Origin of the sequence: Streptomyces violens (assembly GCF_000717745.1) — a bacterium.
GTDB lineage: Bacteria > Actinomycetota > Actinomycetes > Streptomycetales > Streptomycetaceae > Streptomyces > Streptomyces violens.
On record NZ_JOBH01000003.1, the window covers coordinates 400,566 to 420,311 of the forward strand.

Here is a 19,746-nt window from a genome sequence, read left to right on the forward strand (position 1 = left end):
ACCACCGCTGATGAGGAGAGCACCTGTGGCATACGACCGCTCGGACTGGTCGAAGCACTACGACGAGGGCCGCGGTTTCCGCCCGTTGCGCGACGTGGAGCGCGACTTGCTCACCCGGCACACCTCCGCACCCGACGGCGGCCGGGCGCTGGATGTGGGCTGCGGCACCGGCGAACTCGCCGCCCACCTCGCCGAACTCGGCTACGAAGTCGATGCCGTTGATTTCGCCGAAGGGGCCCTGGCCCGCGCCCGCAAAGAGCAGGACGGCGCCGAGGGGGTGCGGTGGTTGTGCCTGGACATCGAGCACGACGACCCGGCCGGGCTGAACGACGACGGCTACGACCTGATCACCATGCGCCTGATGCTCGCCTTCGTGGGCGATCGCACCCGAGTGGTGCGCAGCCTGGCGAATCGGCTGCGTCCCGGTGGCGCCCTGGTTGTCATCACACCCGTAGCGGCGAACACCCCTGAGGAGCGGCGGCGCATCGCCCTGGACGAGCACGAGATCGACCTGCTCACTGAAGGCTGGGCACAGGTGGAGCGGTGCGACGCGGACGGGCTCGCGTTCCTGGTCCTGCGCGCTCCGGTCAGTTCCTTCAAGGCGGTGGAGAAGGGCCGCCCGGAGCCGCAGGCAGTCCTCGGCGCGTGCGCCGTGGTCACCGACGACTGCGGGCGGGTCCTGCTCGGGCGCTCCGCCCGCGGCATGTGGGAACTCCCCGGCGGTCGCGTCGAGAACGGCGAATCTGCTCAGGCAGCGGCCGTACGGGAACTGGCCGAGGAGGCTGGCCTGAGCGCACGTCTTGAGGATGCGCACCTGCTAACGATCCTCCACGATGATCGCGCCGATGTCCGTCGCGTATCGGCGGTGGTCCGCATCACCGCTTGGACAGGCGCCCCACGGGTGTCCGAGCCGCACCGCTTCACCCGCTGGGAGTGGCACGACCTGCATACCCTGGCCGGCCTCGGGCCCGTCTTCACGCCCTCCGCGCAGGCGCTGGAGGCGGTGTGGCCGGGCGTCCTGCCCGGCCTACCGCCCGTGCACTCCTACCCTCACGCCGATGGTCCCCCCGCCGTCGGCGGCGAGCCGGCCGAGGCTGTCCGGCTTCGTCAGAAGATGGCCGACGCCGTGATCGCCAAGGGCCGGGCACCCTCGGCGCCCGTTCAACAGGCGCTGCGCACCGTGCCCCGGCACCGCTTCACCCCCGAATCCCCGCTGAGCACCGCCTACGACGACGACCTGGCCGTCGTCACCCGCCGCGACGAATCCGGTACGGCGCTCAGCTCGGTCTCGGCCGCCTGGCTCCAAGCCGACATGATCGAGCACTTCCACCTCGAGCCGGGCATGACCGTCTTCGAGGCCGGCTCAGGCGGCTACAACGCCGAGCTGATGGCCCACGTCACCGGCCCGGCAGGGCGGGTGATCACCGTAGACCTCGACCCTTACGTCATCCGCCGCACCCGGCGGCTGTGCGCCGAGGCCGGCAGTGGCCGGGTCACCGCCGTGCTCGGCGACGGCAGCCTCGGCGCTCCCGACCACGTCCCGGATGAGGGGTTCGGCGGCATGGTCATCACCCACAACGTGTGGGACATCGCGCCCGCCTGGCGGGAGCAGCTGGCCGAGGGCCGGTACCTCGTCCTCCCGCTGGAAATGCACGGCTACACGCGTGCGATCGCTTTCCAGCGGCAGGGTGACGTGCTGCACGCGCGCGACTGGACCGTGTGCGGATTCGTGAGGGATCAGGGCGCCGCCGCCCGCGCCACGCAGACGGTCACGCTCGCCGACGGACGTCTGAAGCTTCCACGACGGCCCGGCGCTGGAGACGACCAGGCTCGAGGAGGCACTGCACGGTGAGCGATACGAGGCGCCCACCGGGGTGGTCATGCCGGGGATGTGCCCCTTCGACACGCTGCAGGTGTACGCGGCCACCACCCTGCCGGACCACTGCCGCCTCACCACCGACCGCTCCTCCAGGACTCCCCTCGTGGTCACCGGAGGTGAACACCTGCCCGCCCTTGTCGCCGACGGGTCCCTGGCCTACCTGACCACCGTCCAGCTCCACAAGGGCGAGACGCCGCCCGAAAGTCGCTGGGAGTTCTATGCGCACGCCTACGGCCCGGCCGGGCCCGCTCTGGCGGACCGGCTGATCGACTGCGCACAGCAGTGGGACCGGCATGTCCGCCACACCGGCTACCCGCCGATGACCGCCCATCCAGCAGGTACGCCCGACCAGGACCTGCCCGCCGGGCACGTGTTGGACAAGGCGGCCTCCCGCCTGGTCTTCCAGTGGCCAGGCGGCTCGGCGGATGCCCGGCCGGCGGCTCTGACCGCGGCAGGCAGCACACGTGAGTGACGGCGAGGCGTTCACCCACGCGGCCGCCGACACGCTGGTCCTCGCCTACGGCGCCCACGGTGAGTGCGAGCGACAGGCGGCCGACCCGACTCAATTCGCACGATCGGTCCTCCTGGCCGGCCCGGACGACCACCAGAGCCCCGCGCTGCTGCCTCGAAACCCTAGGCTCAGCTACTGATCATTCCAGGGCGCCGTCTGCAATGCCGGCGGTGCCCCGGAGCTCCAAGGAAGACCACGTGTGGAAGGAGGGCGCGCGATGGAGATCGTGGTCGCCTCACAGAACGTCTCCCGAGGCGGGATACGGAGCGGAAACGGCGACCCGCAGGACCGGTGGCCCGTCATCGCGGAGGCGCTGACCTCCGTCTCGCCGGACATCGTCCTGATACAGGAGGCAGAGGGCTGGAGCGCCGATGCGGCCCGGCAACTGGTCCGGGCCGAGACCGACTTGGACATGGACGGCATCCTCAGCCCGAGCCGCACGGGGCTTGGGCCGGCCCTGCTGTACCGGCGGGAGACACTGGGCCGCCGCCAGTACGTCAACAGCGACTTCAGTCTCGACGAGACGCACCACGGCTACACGACGGTCGGCTGGTCCCTGCCGACCGCTCTGCCTGCCCTGCTGTGCGCCGGCAGCGTGCACTTCACGCCGTACGACGCGACGAAGGCCAAGCAGGAGGCCAACTTCGTGGCCTCGCGCGTACACCGCGCGGGCGGTGGCTACGCCATCCTCGGCGGGGATGTGAACTTCGCCCCGCAGGACGGTCCCGAGCCCGACCTGACCATGATGCGGCCCTACAACCGCGGCTCCCGGCTCCTGCCCTCCGTCAACGGCGAGCCACCCCGAGCTGACCGGTCCGTGGCCCAGGTCCTGGCTGACAACGGGTTCGTGGACGTCGCCCGACACCTCCACCAGGCGACCGGGGACGAGGCCCTGATCGCGCCAACGGCGGGCGGCCTGCGCATCGATCAGATCTGGGTTTCCGGCGCGCTCGCACCGTGCATCATCGACTACGGAGTGCTGGACCACGGTGCGTCCGATCACCCTGGGCTTTGGACTCGGCTGGACCTGTCGCGGGCAGCAACCGACGACGTGTGGGAGTACGTGTGAACGGGCGCAAAGTTGCGTCGAATGCAGCGGCGAGGCCGGACCAGGCTGCGGGCCATGAGGGCGATGACGGCGGTGTTCATCATCGCTTCCGCGTGCGCGGGCTCGCGCACATAGTCTCTGACCAGCCGTCTCGCCTGATCCACCAACTAATTGAACGACCCACACTCCAACGCCTGGGCAGGAGCACGAAGCGCTGCGTGCGGCCGCCCGTCTGCCGGACGATGAGCCTCGCACGCTCGCGGACTACCTCCTCGCCGAGACTGAGCGGCGCTGTCCGTACCGCTGGTGGGGCACCGTGCGCTGTTCCCAGGTCCGCGCTCGCCTCGGCCGTGCCCTGTATGAGCGCCAGGATCGCCAGAGGGGCCGGCCGTGCCGGTCCCCTCAACGTTGTCTGAGGCTGCCGCGCACCTAGGCGCGACCACGGCTCCCCTGGCTGTGCGGCCCGTGTTGGGTTCCCACATGCGCGCACGTCACACCGTGTCCGCACGGTAGGGAATCCTTCGAACCTCAAGGGGATGTGGCGGCTGGTGTTCTTTGGTCAGCAGGTGACGACGAGGCCCGTACTGACTTGGCAGTTGGCCGAGGATCGGATGCTGTGACCGTCGGTGACGCGGGGGACGGCGCTGCCGTAGCGCGCGGTGGTGGTGAGAGGCCCGAGTGCGAGCAGGTTGTTGGTGGTGGCGGTGAACCGGGCGGTGGCTGTGCGGGTGCCGGTGTAGCGCACCACGCAGTTGATGATTTTGTTCCTTGTGCCCGCTGCTGTCCGCACGTCACAGCCGGTCCCACTGGTGAAGCTGAGGCTCCGTGGGAGGTTGATGATCGCTGAGACCGATCCCGCTCCGTTGTCCTGGCGGGCTGCAACGCTCAGCGTGTAGGTGATACGCCCTCCGACAGCCACCCCGCGCGGTGCAGAGAGCCGGAGCGAGACCCCCTTGATCTCGATGGGGTCGGGAGCCTCCGAGGGCCACTCGCAGCGCCCCTCAAACGGCGCGCCCCGCTCGTCGGCGACGAATACCAGCGGCGGGTTCGCGAGGGCGCAATCCTTCTCGTACGCGTAGTGGTTGCTGCAGTGCCAGAACTTGCTGAGATCCTCGTGCTCGAATGTCCCGTCGGAAGCCGGACAGTCGAAGTCCTCTTGGGCGAGGGCGGCGCGGGCTGGGACAGCCTGCGCGGAGACCGGGGCCAGCACGCTGGCCAGGAGCACCAGCATCACCGCTACCGCCCACAGCCGCCGGGCCGGCCCCCCGCGGAACCGTCCAGTGATTAAGAACCCACTGTTGCTGTGCACAGGGAACCTCTCTCCTTGGTCAGGTCGGGCCCGCCAACGCTCAGGGGCGGGTGCGCCGCTGTCCCGGGACGGGGTCGCTGGCCGTCCGAAGCAGTCGGGGCCCATCCATCCAATCGGCAGCAGATGGGGCTCCAGCGGGAAGCGAAAACTCCGAGCAGCGAATGAGCCACGGCCAAGGGAGTTTCTGAGAAAACTTGCGTACCAGCGCCTTGGTCAGCGGCCGTCACACCGTCAGCCCGCTCAGCTTGTAAGCGACCGATACCGCGTCACTCCCACCGGTGAACGGCAGCGTTCAAACATCAGGGAGCGTGATCGGAAAGGCCCGGCGCAGCCTTTGAGAAGGTGTCGCCCAGCGTCTCAGCGCAGGTCGACGGAGATGTAGAAGTCGCCGTCGATTCGCGCGAGGCGGGGGGCGGTGGTGCGGATGGCCTGCCGCAGCTCGGCGGCGGTCAGCCGCGGGTCGCGGGTGAGATGGCCCTCGGCGCACTCGTACGTGGCGTCCTCGTGCCGGGCGGTGAGCACCCCGCCGGTACGCGCCCCGCAGGTGCGGCACACCAGCGGCAGCCGGCTGCCGCTGGTCATGAAGAACCACACAGTGCCGGCGACTTCGATCGCGCGGACGGTCGGCTCGACGCCGGCCCCGGCCTCGTCGGCAGCGAGCGCGGCCAGCAGCTCCGTCAGTTCCTTCAGCGCGGCCGCGCCGGCGTCTCCGGCAGCCAGCTGCGGGGTGTCGAGCAGTGCATCGGCGGCGGCCAGGACGTCGGCGAGCCGCCCGCTCATGCCGGTCATCAGCAGGGCCCGGCGTACGCGCAGCAGCTCCAGCGGGCCGACCGCCAGGTGCTCGACGGCGGTCTGCTCCTGCGCATCCGGCCGCCAGGTACCGGCGCGGTAGTCGGCCAGCAACTCGTTGGCGGCGTGTGCGAAATCGTCTGCCATCAGCTCGGCTCCTCGGGGAAGAGCGAGGTGAGCGTCTCCTGCCGACGCCGGGCGGCGGCCTGCAGAGCCGGTATGCGCTCGCACAGCGCCGGGAGGCGATCGGCGAGCAGCGTCTCGTCGACGCCAGCGTCCTCGCGATGCCGCTGCACCGCCTGCCGTACGCGGCTGAGGAGCACCTCGACGTCAGCGTCGCCGTACCGCTCGAGCAGGTCGTCGCGCTCGCGTCCTCCGGTGTCGGCCGGGGCCGGGCATGCCTGCAAGGCTGAGACCACGTACTGCAGCCCGTCGGCGACGTCGACGAGCGGCAGTTTGGTGACCGCCGGGCCCTCCAGGCCGGCCTGCTGGGCCCGGTCGTGCAGGACGGCGGCCAGCAGCACGGTCGCCTGGGTGCGCTCGGGTTCGGAGGTCAGCGTCGGATCGTCTTGAGCGGCCCACTGCCGCAGCAGGTCGGCCATGCTCACGCAGTGCTCCCATGTCGTACGGGGCCGCAGTGTCGTCATGGCCATACCCTCTCGCATCCCACCCAGCGACGTTGAGGGAGGTCTCGCGAGGCCAACCGCTGGCGACAGGCACGAGTCCTGCGAGCGTTCACCGCAGCTGGTAGGCGCGCCAGCGCCGCTCCGTACGTCTGAGAATCCCGCGGTGTTCCAGCTGCCGCAGTTGGTAGTGCACCGAGGACGGACTCGACAGTCCGACCTGCTGGCCGACTTCGCGGACCGTCGGCGCTTCACCGTGTTCAGCGATCCACTCCCGCACGCACGCCAGCACCCGTTCCTGCCGCTCGCTCAAGCCCTCCCGCACCGCTACGCCTCCCGCTCTTCGCGGGCGCGGGTCTGGCGGCGCAGCTCCGCGCGGGTGGCCGCGGAGCGCCGCGTGGTCGCCGTCCAGAACGGATGGCCGGCGATACGGGCGGAGAGCAGCTGCAGGCGGCGGCGCAGCGCCGTGGTGTGCGGCGGCCGCGCGGCGAGCGCCTCGTAGGTGCGGTTCCACTCGTGCTGTGCCTCGATCAGGTCCTGGGGGAAGGAGGTGGTTCGCGCCATGGCCGAATTAGATCACGTATTCGATTTCTCGTGCACGTGCCGACGCGGCGCGCCGCCGGATGCGGACCGGCGCGAAGCGCGGACCAGCGGCGCGCGACCAGACGCGTGCGCCGGTTGCATATGTGACGCGTGAGGCTCCTGTGGCGCTCGGAAGGCTTATGGATAGTGGATGTGCCAGTTCCGAAAGATTTTGCAGATGCGCGTGAACATTCGGCCGCCCTTTCCGATTGGCTGATGAGCGAGGGCTACAACGGCCTTGGGTGCCAACGGGGGTGGGCACTCTCCAGCGTCCTGGAGGGACACCAAACGTGGATCTTGAAATGGCCGCTCACGCGATGACGTGGGCAGTCACGGCGAGGGTGATCGCAGCCGATGCGTGCACGGCAGGACGGCGCCTGCTGGGAGCCAGCGTGCGCATCGGAGCCGCCTACCTCGCCGCCCAGCAGCACGACCGCGCCCGCAAGGTGAAGCACCGGCAGCCGGGGGAGGGCTCCAAGTGACCGACCAGACCGACCCCTGGGGCGACTCCGCTGCCAACAGCGACCGCTTCTCCGCCGTGCTCCCGCTGGACTTCACGGCATTCTTCATGCTGCACCACAAGGCGTACCTGCGCTTCGCCCACCTGCAGCTGGCCGACCGCACAGCAGCCGAGGCCGTCGTGGAGGAGGCATTCGCCGAACTCGCCGACACCTGGAATGAGGTACTGCGCCAGCCCAGCGTGGAGGCGTACGCGATGGCCACCCTCAAGGAGGTCATCGACCGGCGCCTGGCCGCCAAAGGGCGCGAAGTCCCCTTCGTCGCCACCGCCGCCTTCGCCGCGATCCGCGACGCCTCCCGAATCCGCCTGAACGCACTCGAATCGAACCTCGGCCTGTACACGGCGATCGCCCGACTGCCCGAACGCCACTACGACGTCATCGTGCTGCGCTTCGTACTCGGCTACCCACCCAAAGAAGTCGCCCACATCATGGGCATCTCCCCCGCCACCGTCCGTTCGCACATCCACGGAGCGCGTCGCCGCCTCGCCCGCTACCTGGGATTCGACTGGGAACCGACCGAGGAGGAAAAGGTATGAGCCGGAAGAACAATCTGCCCGCCATCGACCGGGCCCTCGCCCAGGCCGAGGTGCTGGCCGGAGAATACGACGACTACGACGCGCAGGCCGCGCTGAACCGCATCGCCCACCGCGTGGTCTGGCGCAAGGCCGCCGCCCTCGAGCACCGCGCCCACCGGGCCCGGCACTCCCACGCCCGCCCGGAGGACCGCGAAGCACCCAGCACCGCAATGGCCGCCCTGCACGCCCGCGCCGCCGCCCACCTCGGCTCGCTCTCCTCCCGCGTGGTCCGCAACCCGGCGGCCACCGCCGCGATGGCCCTGCTCGTCGATGACCCGGCCCGCATCGAGCCGGCCGGCGCGCTCGCCTTCGCCTGCCTGCTCTACCTCGCCGACCGCCACGAAGCCGCCCAGTTCTGGTGGCAGTTCGCCGCCGGCGCCGACTCCGCCACTGCCGCCCGCTGCCTGTACCTGCACCACCTGCAGCTCGCCGAGCCCGAATCCGCCCTGTACTGGCACCACCAGGCCCAAGCCCTCTACGACAAAGAGACCGACCCGATGCTCACCGAACGCCCCACCCTGCTCGCCCCCGCCCCGGACCTCTTCATCACCGCCGGGCAGGTCGACGTCCTCGTCGAAGTCAAGCGCTGCACCCGACAACACCGCGCCTACGAAGCCAGATGGTGGGTCTTCAGCACCTCCCTCACCGACGCCGTACTCCGTCTGGAGACCGACTCCGACGAAGACTTCGGGGCCATCCCCAAGCCCGACCCGGACCTGGCCGCCGAACTCGAAGACGCCACCACCCCGTAGGAACGACCGTCCGGGGCCAGGCACCCTGCCGGCCCCGGACGGGCTCCCGACACCGCGGCGCAAGAGCGCGCATCCCGCCCGCCTGCCTCGAGCACGTCCTACGCGCGGGTGGTTTCGACGCCGGACGCCTCGGGCTGCGGTCCGAGGCCGCGTAAGAACTTCCATTGTGGATGCCGCCCTCGGCCGACGCCCGCTGCACCTACCTCGCCGACTGGGTGGGCACCAAACTCCGCTGGGAGCTCACCGCCGACCGTACGCAGGTGAAGAGCCTCCAGGACGTGGCTGCCGGCTGCGGGCAGCAGCACGTCCAGTACGAACACGCCCAGGACTGACACCACCGCCGTACCGCTCCCAGCCCGCCCTCCAGGCCGGCCGGTCTGCGGGCGCGCTTCACGGCCGGGAGGCGCTCGCCTGCGGCAGCGGGCTTCGGCCGAGCGGCCCGGGACGACAGCGGATTCACGCCGGACCGCTTCGCAGGGCCGGGGCGGGACGTACGGGTACGCTCCGCCTGGAGGGCGCGGCGCTGTCGCCGCTGTTGGCGCAGATGGGCACCTGGGCGGGTTGGCCTGTTCCTTCTTCTCGTTCCCTGCCCAGTACGCCAGCCGCCGGTGCTCCTCGCCCCACAGCTGCACCTCATCGACGCAATGGCGGGCAAGGATTACCCAGTCGATGCCTGCGGCCAGCACTCGTATGCCCGGCGTCGGACTCATAGCGTGTCGCGCCATACGGCCGCCGGGTTGCTCGGGCCCGGCGGCCGGTGGAGCCCGCTCTTACAGGTGGTACCGGTTCCGGGACGTCTACCGGTGGCTGAAGAAACGGCTGAAGCGTTCGAGGCTGATGTTGGGCTTCTTCGCGAGGGCACCTACCACGTCCCATCCGCCGACGGTGTTGCCGATATTGGCGGTCAGTGCTGTGCCAGTGGCTGCGTCCTTTGCCTGCTGGTCCACGGCGGTCTTGGTGGAGAGCTCGATGACGAGGGGCACCTGGGTGGCAAGGCTGACCGATCCCTGCAGCACCTTCCCGGCGATCTGGCCCTGGCTGACGGTGCCTTTGACGACCTGGGCGCCCTTCTGGCCGATGTAGTCGAAGATGTGTGAGGCATCGGAGGCGCCCTTGCCGGCGATCGCCCCGGCGAAGGCCCGCCCGCCTTGGTTGACGATGACGTTGGCGACCTTGTTCATGCGGGCCGCGGCCCAGGCAGCCCTGGCGCCTTTGGCCACGGCGCCGACGGCCGGGATGGCAGCGAGCGTGTCCGCTGCGAGACCAGCGATCGCGGCCGGGTCGTCCCAGTTGCCCGCGATGGAGACAGCTGCCGCGTGCGCGCCCATCGAGGCGACAGCGGTGACGATGGCGACGGGGGCCATGAGCGGCGTGAAGATCGGGATGAGCGCCAGGACGCCGGCGGCGGCGCTCACCAGTCCGAGGATGTCCCCCACGTAGCCCCAGAAGGCGCTGCTCTTCTCCTTCGCCTCCATTTCAGCCCTGGCACGCTCCACGGCCCATTCCGCGGTCTTCTGATACAGCCACTGCTCCTCCTTGCCCCGGCTGTCGATGATGTTGGCAAGTTCCCGGTCCACGAAGACACATTGGAGCTGGTATTCCGCCTGCACGGCCAGGACGCTGTCCACCAGGTCATACAGCAGCCCGTCAGGAATGCGTGTCCTGGGGTAGCCGTGGTCCTTCAGCCGCCAAAGCTCCATGTCGAAGCCGGACGCCTGGAACGACGTGTCCTTGGGCCTCTTGTTCCCCTCCGCGTCCGTAGGGGCGGAGGCATACGCGAAGCCACGGGGGCCGAGATCGTGAGAGATCTCGGGGTCGTGGAAGTCCACGACGCTGCGCACGGCGTGGAGGCGTCGGAAGGGGGGCGGCAGATACTTGTCCGTGAACGGACTCTCGCGCACGACGCGGAACCGGCTGTCTCCAAGGACACTCCCAAGGAAGGCCCCGACGGTCTGGGCGAGGGCGGGCCCGAGATGGTCCACGAGAACCCCGCCCACGAGCATCGTGCTCTGCTCCAGCACGCTCTGCCCGGGGGCGACCCGGCGCGAAGGCCGAAAGGCCTCCAGCGGATTCGTGTCTGCCGAGGAGACGTGAGCGTCGGCCTTCGGCGCCTCCTGTTGCCACTTGGCCACTACGTCCTTGGCCGCCCGGTCACGTTTGTCGTCCGTGAGCTCGGCGGCTGCTGCCTCCGGCAAGCCGCCAACTACGTGATCGATCGCGCGGCGGGCGGCGCCCTGATTGAGGGAGTCGATGAACGCCTTGGCGTTCGCGCGGGCCTGGGGGGAGGAGTCGGCGTAGGCGCGGTATTGCTCGTCCAGCCAGTGCAGCGCGGCGACGATGCGCTGTTCCTGGTAGATGAAGGAGCGCAGGAGCTGGGCGATGCGGTACCGGTCCGTGGCGTGCAGGGAGCGGGAGTTCCAGCCCCACATCTGCACTGCTTCGCCTTCATTTTCGAGGAACCGGTTGAGCTCCTTGTGTGCGGCCTGCACGAGCAGGTCGTGCACGGAGGCGTTGTAGCCGAGGTGGTCCAGCTGGGTGTCGGCTTCGCTTTCGGGTGTGTACAGCGGCTTCGTCATGACAAGGTCCTTTGGTCCGTGGCGGCAGGCGGCGTCAGGTGAAGGCGATGGTGCTGCAGACGCCGGCCAGGATGTCGACGCAGTGGTCCCACTCGGCGAGGTTTTCGGTGGCGATGGAGAAGTCCGCCATCGCCAGCCGGCCCGGGATCGGCACGAAGACATGCAACTGGCGCACCACGGTGGGTTGGTCGTCATTCGCCAGGAGGTTGACCGGTTTCTCGACCTTGCTGTCCTGGGTCAGCAGCACTACGGGCCCCGAAGGCAGCCGGGAGACACCGACCTCTGCCTCGGGATGGATCGCGCCCAGAGTGCGCGCCAGACGCGTGACGGTGTGTTCGTTGGCCAGCTCACTGGGCCGGGCGATGACCGACAGGATCAGCGAGCTCAGATGCTGCTTCTCCGGCGGGGCGCCAGCCGGTGGCTTCGCCAGCAGAACACCTGCGTAGACGGCGCCGGCCGCGGTCAGCATCTCGTACATCGTCTGCTGCGCCAGCACGGCGTGGGCGAGCTCCTCCTGCGACGGCGTGCGCTCCAACGTGCCGAGTCGTGCGAGCAGCAGGTTGGTGTTCTCCTCCGCGGACGCCGCAAAGTCGAGGGAGAGGAACTCTTCGGGTACGGAGAACGCCAGCGGCAGCTCAACCCCGGTCCCGGCCTTCGTCGAGGGGACTCGTTCCAACATCCACTGTCGGTACGCGTGGGTCTCCGAGTCGTCGTCGTACACCTCCGCCTGGGCACCTGCATCGTGACTGTGGCCCACGACGTTGAGCCAGCGCCCGCCGACCACACACTTCAGCTTCCAGACCTCACCGTCCGGGGTGGTCTCGTTGAGGACCTCCCACATGTAGCTGTCGGCATGGTCGGGCTCGTAGACGAACTCCTCCAGCAGGGTGCTGGCGTCACCGCTGTGCCCGGCGGGGTGCAGGTATGTCTGCCGCCGCTCCATGTTGCGCAGCATGAAACGTCCCTGGGCGTTGCCCTGCCGTAACTCCCACAGCTGCGTTCGACGCGCCTCCCCTTCCCGCAGGGGCTGCAGTTCGACGGTCCCGTGCTCGGCGCGGTCCGGATTGGGCTTCCCGGTCAGGTACTGCCCGGTCTTCCTGTTTTTGATCAGGTACTGGCCGCCTTCGATCAGGTCGCTCATATACCCTCCTTAGGTATTTATCCCGCCCAGTACCTCTTAGGGTCGGTGTGCGTGTAAAGGCGATGGGTCTGTGCCGGTGGCGGTTCACGTCAGCGGAGGCTGCCCCTCCGGGGCCACCGAACGACAGCACCGCCACGGACAAGCCGGAACACAACTGGCGTCGGCCAAGACGGCCGCCGCCCCGGTGCCCTTGTCGGCCAATCGTCCGGCTGCCGTGGGCCAGGACACTGAAGAGCACGCGGCGGCCTCTCGGCATGACGCCACATGGTCCGCCGTCCGCGAATGGCAGGTCCGCCTCGACACCGCACCGCCGTCGACGCCTTCCTCGACTCCGCCATGGGCGATTTCGACTACATCCACCCGAAGACATCCTCAGGCTCCGCCGAGAGAGCTCGTCGCCGACGGCTGCGCTGCCCGGGCAGCGGAGGCGAGCTGGGCCAGGACCAGGGTGAGATCGTCGGCTGCCGCGGCGGCGTGCCGGGGGTGCTGGTGGTGCAGGGCCAAGAGGACGTCGAGGGCCTGGTCGAGGGTGGGGGCCATGAGCGCGGCGCGGGCGTGGGAGTCGAGGGGAAACAAGGTGCCGTGGGCGTCCCGGGCCTCGGTGAGGCCGTCGCTGTACAGCAGCAGGCGCTGGTCGGGTAGGAGGCGGTGGCGCTGGACGCAGGGGCCGGGGCCCAGCCCCAGAGGCGGGGAGGGACGGCGTGGGGTGAGCGGGTCAAGGCTGCGGCGGGTGATGCTCAGGGATGGGGGTGGCCACAGTTGGCCAGGCGGACTTCGCTGGGGTGGAAGTCGGCGATCAGCAGGGTGATGAAGTCCTCAGCGTGCAGGTGCGGGCCCCGGCGGGCATCGAGGGCCTCTCGCGCCGGGCCACTTCCACATTCTGGTCGTAAACCACCAGGTGAGAAGCGTGCAGGACGACCCGCACCCGCCTGCCGATCAGCCGGATCGGCACCGAGTAGCGGTTGGTGCGGACCGGGATCTGGCCGTACCGGTCCACCCTCGGGGTGAACAGCCGACCCGTCTCGAACGGCTCCTCAGGCAGCGGCAGCAGCAGCGGCTGCTCGAGCGCGAAGCACTCGGCGACCGTCTTGGACCGGGCATCGATGCGGTGTGCGTCGTCCTGCCGGTGAGCCGCGTAGGCGCGACAAGCGCCGGGCCTGCCTCAGCAGCGAGTCTGTCCGGTGACCGCTACCCGCGGAGAGGACCGGACGGGAGGCAAAGAAGAAGGTCTCAGGTCACAGGCGGAGGCTGGCGGTTGATGTCCTCGGGTTGGTGATCGCGGTGGTGGTGCTGACCGTCTGCGTGCACGACAATGCCGCGGGGTCGCGCTGCTGGACAAGTGCCCCGGAGCCCGGCGCGAGGCTCCGGGGCATGGGAGGAACTCAGCGCAACCTCGCGTGAGAAGCCGGTCGCATCCGCCCAGGAAGGTACCGGCGGTGCCCGGTACGGGGCGCTGGCATGCCACCTGTACGGGCTCTCTCTGGCACGAAGACGGACTCACCAGCCGGAAATGGGGACGATCGGCGCACCGCTACGGCAACGTCGCTCGGCCCATCGCACGCTCGATCGCGACGTTGATCACGACGCGCTCCGGATCCGGGACCGGTGTGCGCCCGTACCGCGCGCCGTACCGCTGAACGGCATCGTCCACGGCGTCGGGGTCGGTGAGGATTTCCGCTGTTCCCTCCAGGGTCGCCCAGCGGCCCCCGTCTACCTGGCAGAGGGCCACACGCGCCCCGCTGGGCTGTGCAGCCTGGATGTTGGCAACTTTCTTACTTCCTTTGCGAGTGATAACTCGCGCGACCCCCGTATCGGCGTCGAGCGTGACGCCCACTGGTACAACGTGTGGCCGTCCGTCCGGCCTGATCGTCGTCAGCGTGCACAGATGGTATTCGTTCCAGAACTTGAGGTAGTCATTGCCTTGGTCGTGGAGCACCTTGGACATGGCTGAAACGGTAGCTCTTGCTTTTGCTCGATCCGGCCGAGAGTGACCACGCGCACAGATCACCTTTCGAGGTGCATATGGGGCGTCCGGGAGTCCGATGATCGGCACTAATACTCAAAAGTCTCGGATTGGTAACGATCCTCAAGTGAGGGCTGCGGCTGAAATGAACATGGCGGGCACCTGAAACGCCAGCGCATGGATGTAGGTCAACGATCAAGTGCCCTGTTCATGCTTTTTGTGTGAGTGGACTGTGCGTCGAGATGTGGGCTGAGGCGTCGATATCAAGCCTCAATCACGTGTACGCGTCACGTATCGTCCGCATGTGGCGCCCGACGCCCTACTGGAGTGCCCAGTGAGGTGTCATTGCTTGTTCGCGGTAGTGATCATGAGGCGCCTCCTGGGGGTTGGATGGAGTCCATGACCCCGTTCAAGCCGCTACAGAGCGGTGCGTTCCGACGTACCCCCGACGACCGCGTCTGCCGTGCATGCGCGGTGGCAAGTTGGACGGGGATGGCTCGCCTGGCTCCCGAGAGGAGCTGCTTGGCCGGTACGGAAGGGACTCGAATGCGATCGGGTACGAGTGGTCGCGATCTTGCTGGTGGCATGGCCCATCTTCGAGGTGCGGCGTCGCGCTGGTGGAGGAGTCGCCGGCAGCAGGTACCGCCGACCGCCGAGGCAGAGCTTCTTCACCGGATGCGTCGCGAACTCCGTGACCTCGGCATCCACCCGCCGCTCGACATGGCCCGCCTGTGCCAGGCGCTGGGGGAGCGACGCGGACGTCCGATTGAGCTGGAAGCGAAGCGGCTGACGACACTCGGCCCCTCGGGCCTCTTGGTCGAAACGTCTCGACGTGACGTGATCATCTACCAGGCCGAGACGACACGGCTGCACCAGGACCACATCATCCTCCATGAGCTGGGACACATCCTCGTCGCCGATGATGCTGGCGAAGAGGAACCCGATGACGCCGTTGAGACCTGGGCGGGGCTGATCCCGGTGTTCGAGAACGAGATGATCCGCCGGGTGACCCAGCGCTGCTCGTACGAGTCGGAGGAAGAGTGCGTCGTGGAGGCGGCAGCGACGTCCCTGCTGGAGTGGTCTTCTGTGGAAGGCGCCACCCCGTTGGCGGAGGATCCCTCCCTGCGCAGGGTGCAGTCGGTCGTTGGCGACCAGCGCGGTTGGCGGTAGCGCGTGTTCCACCTGTTGCTTCTCGTTCCGGCCGCGGCCGTCGTCTGGAAGCTCTACCAGCTTGCGCGGCACCCGAAGGATGCGCCCCTTCGCTCGGTGACGCTGTGCCTCGTGACCGCAGTGGCCTCCTACCCCTTCGCCTTGCCCAACGCTGCTTCCGAAGCATCGATGAGTGCCGACCATGGAGCAGGGAAGATCGTGCAGAACGTGCTGCTGTTGGGCACGGTCTACTTCCTCATGTGTTTCTACCTGTACTCGGCAGACGAACAGGCCGGCGGGCGCCGGGCACGTACGGAAGCGGCCGTGGTGGTGATGGTCGCAGCGCTTTTGATCGCCGACGCAGCGACCGTCCCGCACGACGTCTTCGCCGGCTCGTACAGTACGGCGGACATGACCATCCCCCAGGTTGCGTTCTTCTACGGCCTGGCAGGTGCGTATCTCATGTATGCCCTGGCGGTCGCAGGGAGGTGGACCCGACGCTGTGCGCGCCAGTCGAGCCGACCACATTCCACGGGTCTGTGGATGGCTGCTGTCGGCCTGAGTGCGATGGCCGCCGCCTGCCTGGTCAGAGGTGTCATGATCCTCATTCGCTGGCTCGGGGGAATCGTGCCGCAGCAGGTGACGGCCGCCGTCGCGTTCTTCCTCGCTGTAGCGATTGTGCTGTTCGTCGTCGGTATCATCTATCCCGCCGTTCGCACGCGGATTACCTCTGCGCGTTTGTGGTTCCGGCACCGTCGAGATCACCGCCGCTTGGCGCCGTTGTGGCAGCTGCTGGCCGAGGCGTATCCCGACAACGTCCTGATGCCCTGCTCCGATGACCCTCGTGAGGCACGCCGTGTGCGAGGCGTACACCGGCGGTACTACCGCCGCATGGTGGAGTGCCGAGACGGACTCGTTGACGTCAGCCCCTACCTGGCCGGGGGAGAGGACGAAGATGGACTCCTCGACCTCACTCCCGAAGAGCTGGCCGACAGGCTCCGGCGAGCCGTGCACCGCGTTGAGCAGGGGGCCCCAGCGCCTCGGCGCGCCATGCCGCTGGCCATCTCTGGTGGACGAGATCAGGAATCCGATGTCCGTCAGCTGATCGCCATCTCCGAGGCCCTCAGCTCATCCAGTCATCAGCCGACCGACCGAGGAGAACCAGTCGATGCTGATCACCGCTGACCGAATCCTGGTGAGCACCGGCACGTACCTGGAGGACGGCGCAGTCCTCACCGACGGCGACGAGATCATCGCGGTAGGCCCCAGAGAAGAGATCAGCCGGCAAGCAGGACCTGACGTCCGGCGTGTCGAGTTCGCCGGCACGGTCATGCCCGGCCTCATCGACGCCCACGTGCATCTCATCTTCGACGGGAGCCCGGACCCCGTGGCCGCACTGCAGAACAGTGACGAGGTACTGCTCGACCAGATGCGGCATCGGGCTGAGCGGCTGCTGCGCAGTGGCGTGACGACGGTGCGTGACCTGGGGGACCGCAACGGTCTGGCGTTTAGGGTTGCTGAAGAGGTCGAGGCCGGCCGGCTGTCTGGCTCGCGCATCCTCGCGGCCGGCACCCCGGCGACGCCGCCCGGCGGACACTGCTACTTCCTTGGCGGAGAGGTCACCGGTGAAAAGCAGGCCCGTGACCTGGTCCGGCGCAACGCCGAAGCCGGTGCCGCCGTCATCAAGGTCATGACGAGCGGGGGAGGGCTCACCAAGGACGGCCCACGCAGCTGGCAGAGCCAGTTCTCGCGCGAAGAACTGCACGCCCTGGTCGAGGAGGCCCACTCCGCCGGACTGCCCGTCGCCGCGCATGCGCACGGAACGGAAGCGATCACCGAAGCCGTCGACGTCGGCGTCGACACCCTCGAACACTGCACGTGGATGACCGAGGACGGATTCGACCTCCGTCGCGATGTCCTCCAGCGCATCATCGACGGAAACATCACGGTCAGCACGACCGTGAGCCCGCACTGGCGCATGCTGCCGAAGGTCTTCGGTGAGGAGCGCGCGAACCTCATGTTCGACCAGATCCGGCAGATGGCCGAGGCCGGAGCCAACATGATCGCGGGCACCGACGCGGGGGTCCAGCGCACCGGCTTCGACGGCCTGCCCGGCGCGCTGACCTTCTACGCCCACCTCGGCATCCCGAACAGCACCATCCTCGACATGGCGACCCGCCGGGCTGCCGAGACGCTCGGACTCGGTGAGGTGACAGGACGAGTCGCCCCCGGCTTCCGCGCTGACCTTCTCCTCGTCGACGGTGACCCGCTCCAGGACCTCGAAGCATTGCGGCGGGTCCGGGCTGTTGTCGCCGCCGGCCGTATCCACGAACAGGAGTAGGGCTGGCGGGCGTTGCGCGTAGGTGCCGCCAGGTCTCTATGGCGCCCGACTTTTGCAGTCGTAGGGCGCTGGGTTGCGTGCGGTCCGTGTCCGGGCTCGTCCGCGGATCAGGACGGCGGGCGTTGCGCGGTGCGCGACGGCGGAGGCGGCACACGCGTGCGTTCGATCCTGGACCAGCCCTCCGGCGTCACGCGGTAGTGATCCCCGTCGTCGGCGTCCATCCGCGAGTGGGCGTGCACATGCACGTAGTCCTCTTCGAGCCGGTAGGTGAAGCCGCCCATCATGCCGACCACCTGGAAGAAGATCTCCACGGCCGGCCCTTCTGTGAGGGGAGCCAGCGGGGGCAGCAGGTGTTCGATCTCCTCGAAGCAGCGGCCGGTACGCTCCCGCAGCAGCGCATGGAAGTGGTCCTCTAGCACCTCCGGAAGGGAGGGGAGCTGTCGCACCACGACCGGCTCCAGGAGTTCCAGCAGGTGCGTGTGCCCCTGCTCCCGCGCGATGTCCACGGCGCGCCGTCCGTCCCGGGTGCGCTGCGTGCGCCAGGCGCCGTGCGCGATCAGTCGGGAGACGACGGCGAAGTCCGCGCCGTGCCAGGCCGCTTGATGCAACGGGGCGAAGCCGCTGCGGTTCCCGGGCCGGGGGAGATTGACCCGCCTCGGATGCTTGCCCAACTCCTCGAACAGGCCGTTCCAGTCGGCGTCCCGGGCCGTGTCCGCGAGCCGGTCCCGTTCCTTCAGGTACCACTCGTTGAAGCGCTCGCGGTCGGTGAGCCCGTCCCACTCCATGCTGATCACACCAACACGCTAACCGACCACGCCGGGGCAGTACCGAAGGGGAAGCCCCAGCCGCCGGGATCAGAACCTACGGGGCACTACTAGCGAGAGCCGGAGTCTCTCTGCTCCAGCTCGTCCACCAGGTCATTGACGATCGACATCACGTCGGCCGGCAGGCCCTGCGCCCCGCCGCGGGCGCGTACGCGGCCCACCGCACCCCGTCGTGAGGCTGACAGCAGCCGCAATCCTTCGTACACCTGCCGTGCCACCGCGTCGTCGGGCTGGAAGTACATCGGCGAGACGCCGAAGAACGAGGCGAGCCCTTCCAGGACGAGCGGGGCGGCGTCCGTCTGCTCGCCAGTTCGGAGGGCGCGCACGTCCTCTGCCGAGGCGACATGGGCTTCGGCGTGCGCGTTCACCGCTTCGGCGATCTCCGCGTCCGACGGCGGCTTCTGCTGGCCGGGGAACGAACGCTCCAAAAGAAACGTGATCTTTTCTGCGAGGGAGCCGGGCGGTCCGCCGGCCGCGGCCTTGCCTTCTCCCGCGGTCTCCTCCTCGGCGTCTTGCGCCTTGGCGATCGACCGCTCCTGCGCGCGCAGCAGCTCTTCCTCGCTCACCCCGTAAGCGGCCGCGAGCGGCCCGACGTACCGGTCCTTGAGGCGCCGCTCCCCGCGTTCGGCACCCCGGACGGGCCCAGCGCTCTTGGTTCCGAGAATCGCGCTCGTCTCTTTCTGGTACAGGCCCGCATCGCAGCGCAGGTCGGCTAGGTCCGGCAGCCCGGTGCGCGGAAAGAGGTCGTCCAGGTCTCGTCCGAGCACTCTGGCCAGCGCGGGGAGCTTCTCCGGGTCCGGCGAGGTAGGGCTGTCCGCTTCCCAGCCGGCCACGGAGGACGTGGCCACGCCGACACCCGATGCGACATCGCCTTGCGACAGCTCCGCGGCGCGGCGCACCGCACGCAGGCGGCCTCTGTCGAAGTGGCGGGCAGGCATCGGACCTCGTTTTTCACTGAGCCGAAGAAGTGTCGGCGCATTGACTTTGTCGCTCTATCGGAATAGGTTCAGCCTAGCGAAAAACGGAGTGGTCTGCACCCCGGGCTTCGTGTTGGTCGGGCCCATTCCGTGCACTTCACGGGGTGGGCGCACCGTTACTCCTGCTGTTGTCGTTGGCTGGGGCGCGTGGAGCGATCCTGCGCCACGCGGTCTCGACCGAGGCGG

At 68.8% G+C, this 19,746-nt stretch carries 22 protein-coding genes; 10 read left to right on the forward strand and 12 right to left on the reverse strand.

What is annotated here, in order from left to right:
• The first annotated feature begins 25 nt into the window (after window positions 1-25).
• From IF04_RS40095 to IF04_RS0108380, 4 genes are all read left to right on the forward strand, one after another.
• Window positions 26-1,852 carry a methyltransferase domain-containing protein gene (locus IF04_RS40095; protein WP_342668121.1) on the forward strand — a complete coding sequence of 609 codons (1,827 nt, stop codon included), beginning with the start codon at window positions 26-28 and terminating at the stop codon, window positions 1,850-1,852.
• 28 nt (window positions 1,853-1,880) lie between these two features.
• On the forward strand, window positions 1,881-2,351 hold the full coding sequence (locus IF04_RS40220) for a class I SAM-dependent methyltransferase (protein WP_157847615.1): 471 nt from the start codon (window positions 1,881-1,883) through the stop codon (window positions 2,349-2,351).
• Entirely contained in the window at window positions 2,344-2,529 is a 186-nt protein-coding gene (locus IF04_RS0108375) for a hypothetical protein (protein ID WP_030253028.1), read from the forward strand. Before IF04_RS40220 ends, IF04_RS0108375 begins: the two co-directional genes overlap by 8 nt.
• Before the next feature lie 78 nt (window positions 2,530-2,607).
• Window positions 2,608-3,459: an endonuclease/exonuclease/phosphatase family protein gene (locus IF04_RS0108380; protein ID WP_030253030.1), complete on the forward strand. Its 852-nt coding sequence runs from the start codon at window positions 2,608-2,610 to the stop codon at window positions 3,457-3,459.
• Between the two features lie 538 nt (window positions 3,460-3,997).
• Here IF04_RS0108380 and IF04_RS0108385 read toward each other — a convergent pair.
• The 5 genes from IF04_RS0108385 to IF04_RS0108405 all read right to left on the reverse strand — a co-directional run bounded on the left by IF04_RS0108385 (window position 3,998) and on the right by IF04_RS0108405 (window position 6,723).
• Window positions 3,998-4,747 carry a carbohydrate-binding module family 14 protein gene (locus IF04_RS0108385; RefSeq protein ID WP_157847616.1) on the reverse strand — a complete coding sequence of 250 codons (750 nt, stop codon included), beginning with the start codon at window positions 4,745-4,747 and terminating at the stop codon, window positions 3,998-4,000.
• 357 nt (window positions 4,748-5,104) lie between these two features.
• Window positions 5,105-5,683 (reverse strand): hypothetical protein, encoded by a 579-nt coding sequence (locus IF04_RS0108390; protein ID WP_030253033.1) that lies wholly within the window; start codon window positions 5,681-5,683, stop codon window positions 5,105-5,107.
• Window positions 5,683-6,183 carry a hypothetical protein gene (locus IF04_RS0108395; RefSeq protein ID WP_157847617.1) on the reverse strand — a complete coding sequence of 167 codons (501 nt, stop codon included), beginning with the start codon at window positions 6,181-6,183 and terminating at the stop codon, window positions 5,683-5,685. Before IF04_RS0108395 ends, IF04_RS0108390 begins: the two co-directional genes overlap by 1 nt.
• Before the next feature lie 88 nt (window positions 6,184-6,271).
• The gene (locus IF04_RS0108400) at window positions 6,272-6,472 is read right to left on the reverse strand and encodes a LexA family protein (protein ID WP_245654324.1); all 201 of its coding nucleotides are present in this window, start codon (window positions 6,470-6,472) and stop codon (window positions 6,272-6,274) included.
• Between the two features lie 14 nt (window positions 6,473-6,486).
• Window positions 6,487-6,723, reverse strand: a complete 237-nt coding sequence (locus tag IF04_RS0108405) for a hypothetical protein (protein WP_030253038.1) — start codon at window positions 6,721-6,723, stop codon at window positions 6,487-6,489.
• Between the two features lie 496 nt (window positions 6,724-7,219).
• Between IF04_RS0108405 and IF04_RS0108415 the strand changes: the two genes are divergently transcribed.
• The 3 genes from IF04_RS0108415 (at window position 7,220) to IF04_RS38615 (ending at window position 8,921) form a co-directional block, all read left to right on the forward strand.
• Window positions 7,220-7,798 carry a sigma-70 family RNA polymerase sigma factor gene (locus IF04_RS0108415; protein ID WP_030253040.1) on the forward strand — a complete coding sequence of 193 codons (579 nt, stop codon included), beginning with the start codon at window positions 7,220-7,222 and terminating at the stop codon, window positions 7,796-7,798.
• Window positions 7,795-8,589, forward strand: coding sequence for a hypothetical protein (locus tag IF04_RS36510; protein ID WP_051830876.1), 795 nt, complete (start codon window positions 7,795-7,797; stop codon window positions 8,587-8,589). The genes IF04_RS0108415 and IF04_RS36510 overlap by 4 nt, the downstream gene beginning before the upstream one ends.
• Before the next feature lie 170 nt (window positions 8,590-8,759).
• Window positions 8,760-8,921 (forward strand): hypothetical protein, encoded by a 162-nt coding sequence (locus IF04_RS38615; protein ID WP_157847618.1) that lies wholly within the window; start codon window positions 8,760-8,762, stop codon window positions 8,919-8,921.
• 465 nt (window positions 8,922-9,386) lie between these two features.
• Here IF04_RS38615 and IF04_RS0108430 read toward each other — a convergent pair whose 3' ends face one another.
• The 5 genes from IF04_RS0108430 to IF04_RS0108450 all read right to left on the reverse strand — a co-directional run bounded on the left by IF04_RS0108430 (window position 9,387) and on the right by IF04_RS0108450 (window position 14,251).
• Window positions 9,387-11,165, reverse strand: coding sequence for a hypothetical protein (locus IF04_RS0108430; protein WP_030253044.1), 1,779 nt, complete (start codon window positions 11,163-11,165; stop codon window positions 9,387-9,389).
• Window positions 11,166-11,199: 34 nt separating this feature from the next.
• Entirely contained in the window at window positions 11,200-12,306 is a 1,107-nt protein-coding gene (locus IF04_RS0108435; protein ID WP_030253046.1) for an RICIN domain-containing protein, read from the reverse strand.
• Between the two features lie 372 nt (window positions 12,307-12,678).
• On the reverse strand, window positions 12,679-13,065 hold the full coding sequence (locus tag IF04_RS40340; RefSeq protein WP_078599997.1) for a SpoIIE family protein phosphatase: 387 nt from the start codon (window positions 13,063-13,065) through the stop codon (window positions 12,679-12,681).
• Between the two features lie 37 nt (window positions 13,066-13,102).
• A complete protein-coding gene (locus IF04_RS40345) occupies window positions 13,103-13,411 on the reverse strand; it encodes a Mu transposase domain-containing protein (protein ID WP_425428373.1) in 309 nt (102 codons plus the stop codon).
• A 426-nt stretch (window positions 13,412-13,837) separates the two neighbouring features.
• The gene (locus tag IF04_RS0108450; protein WP_030253050.1) at window positions 13,838-14,251 is read right to left on the reverse strand and encodes a pyridoxamine 5'-phosphate oxidase family protein; all 414 of its coding nucleotides are present in this window, start codon (window positions 14,249-14,251) and stop codon (window positions 13,838-13,840) included.
• 603 nt (window positions 14,252-14,854) lie between these two features.
• Here IF04_RS0108450 and IF04_RS0108455 point away from each other — a divergent pair.
• Genes IF04_RS0108455 through IF04_RS0108465 form a run of 3 tightly spaced genes read left to right on the forward strand, consistent with a single transcriptional unit; the run spans window position 14,855 to window position 17,759 of the window.
• On the forward strand, window positions 14,855-15,439 hold the full coding sequence (locus IF04_RS0108455; RefSeq protein WP_245654325.1) for a hypothetical protein: 585 nt from the start codon (window positions 14,855-14,857) through the stop codon (window positions 15,437-15,439).
• Window positions 15,440-15,442: 3 nt separating this feature from the next.
• Window positions 15,443-16,603: an MAB_1171c family putative transporter gene (locus IF04_RS0108460; protein WP_245654326.1), complete on the forward strand. Its 1,161-nt coding sequence runs from the start codon at window positions 15,443-15,445 to the stop codon at window positions 16,601-16,603.
• Entirely contained in the window at window positions 16,587-17,759 is a 1,173-nt protein-coding gene (locus IF04_RS0108465) for an amidohydrolase family protein (RefSeq protein WP_030253057.1), read from the forward strand. The genes IF04_RS0108460 and IF04_RS0108465 overlap by 17 nt, the downstream gene beginning before the upstream one ends.
• Before the next feature lie 107 nt (window positions 17,760-17,866).
• Here IF04_RS0108465 and IF04_RS0108470 read toward each other — a convergent pair whose 3' ends face one another.
• Window positions 17,867-18,544: an ankyrin repeat domain-containing protein gene (locus tag IF04_RS0108470; RefSeq protein ID WP_030253060.1), complete on the reverse strand. Its 678-nt coding sequence runs from the start codon at window positions 18,542-18,544 to the stop codon at window positions 17,867-17,869.
• An 89-nt stretch (window positions 18,545-18,633) separates the two neighbouring features.
• Window positions 18,634-19,482, reverse strand: coding sequence for a helix-turn-helix domain-containing protein (locus IF04_RS0108475; protein ID WP_245654327.1), 849 nt, complete (start codon window positions 19,480-19,482; stop codon window positions 18,634-18,636).
• Window positions 19,483-19,746 lie beyond the last annotated feature (264 nt).

What these genes read in the sequence shown, in the direction of transcription:
- IF04_RS0108395 (WP_157847617.1), bottom strand. Translation starts at nt 6,183, where the DNA reads ATGACGACACTGCGGCCCCGTACGACATGGGAGCACTGCGTGAGCATG.
- IF04_RS0108430 (WP_030253044.1), bottom strand. Translation starts at nt 11,165, where the DNA reads ATGACGAAGCCGCTGTACACACCCGAAAGCGAAGCCGACACCCAGCTG.
- IF04_RS0108455 (WP_245654325.1), top strand. Translation starts at nt 14,855, where the DNA reads ATGGCCCATCTTCGAGGTGCGGCGTCGCGCTGGTGGAGGAGTCGCCGG.
- IF04_RS40220 (WP_157847615.1), top strand. Translation starts at nt 1,881, where the DNA reads ATGCCGGGGATGTGCCCCTTCGACACGCTGCAGGTGTACGCGGCCACC.
- IF04_RS0108390 (WP_030253033.1), bottom strand. Translation starts at nt 5,683, where the DNA reads ATGGCAGACGATTTCGCACACGCCGCCAACGAGTTGCTGGCCGACTAC.
- IF04_RS38615 (WP_157847618.1), top strand. Translation starts at nt 8,760, where the DNA reads ATGCCGCCCTCGGCCGACGCCCGCTGCACCTACCTCGCCGACTGGGTG.
- IF04_RS0108470 (WP_030253060.1), bottom strand. Translation starts at nt 18,544, where the DNA reads ATGGAGTGGGACGGGCTCACCGACCGCGAGCGCTTCAACGAGTGGTAC.
- IF04_RS0108450 (WP_030253050.1), bottom strand. Translation starts at nt 14,251, where the DNA reads ATGTCCAAGGTGCTCCACGACCAAGGCAATGACTACCTCAAGTTCTGG.
- IF04_RS0108435 (WP_030253046.1), bottom strand. Translation starts at nt 12,306, where the DNA reads ATGAGCGACCTGATCGAAGGCGGCCAGTACCTGATCAAAAACAGGAAG.
- IF04_RS0108405 (WP_030253038.1), bottom strand. Translation starts at nt 6,723, where the DNA reads ATGGCGCGAACCACCTCCTTCCCCCAGGACCTGATCGAGGCACAGCAC.
- IF04_RS0108465 (WP_030253057.1), top strand. Translation starts at nt 16,587, where the DNA reads ATGCTGATCACCGCTGACCGAATCCTGGTGAGCACCGGCACGTACCTG.
- IF04_RS0108380 (WP_030253030.1), top strand. Translation starts at nt 2,608, where the DNA reads ATGGAGATCGTGGTCGCCTCACAGAACGTCTCCCGAGGCGGGATACGG.
- IF04_RS36510 (WP_051830876.1), top strand. Translation starts at nt 7,795, where the DNA reads ATGAGCCGGAAGAACAATCTGCCCGCCATCGACCGGGCCCTCGCCCAG.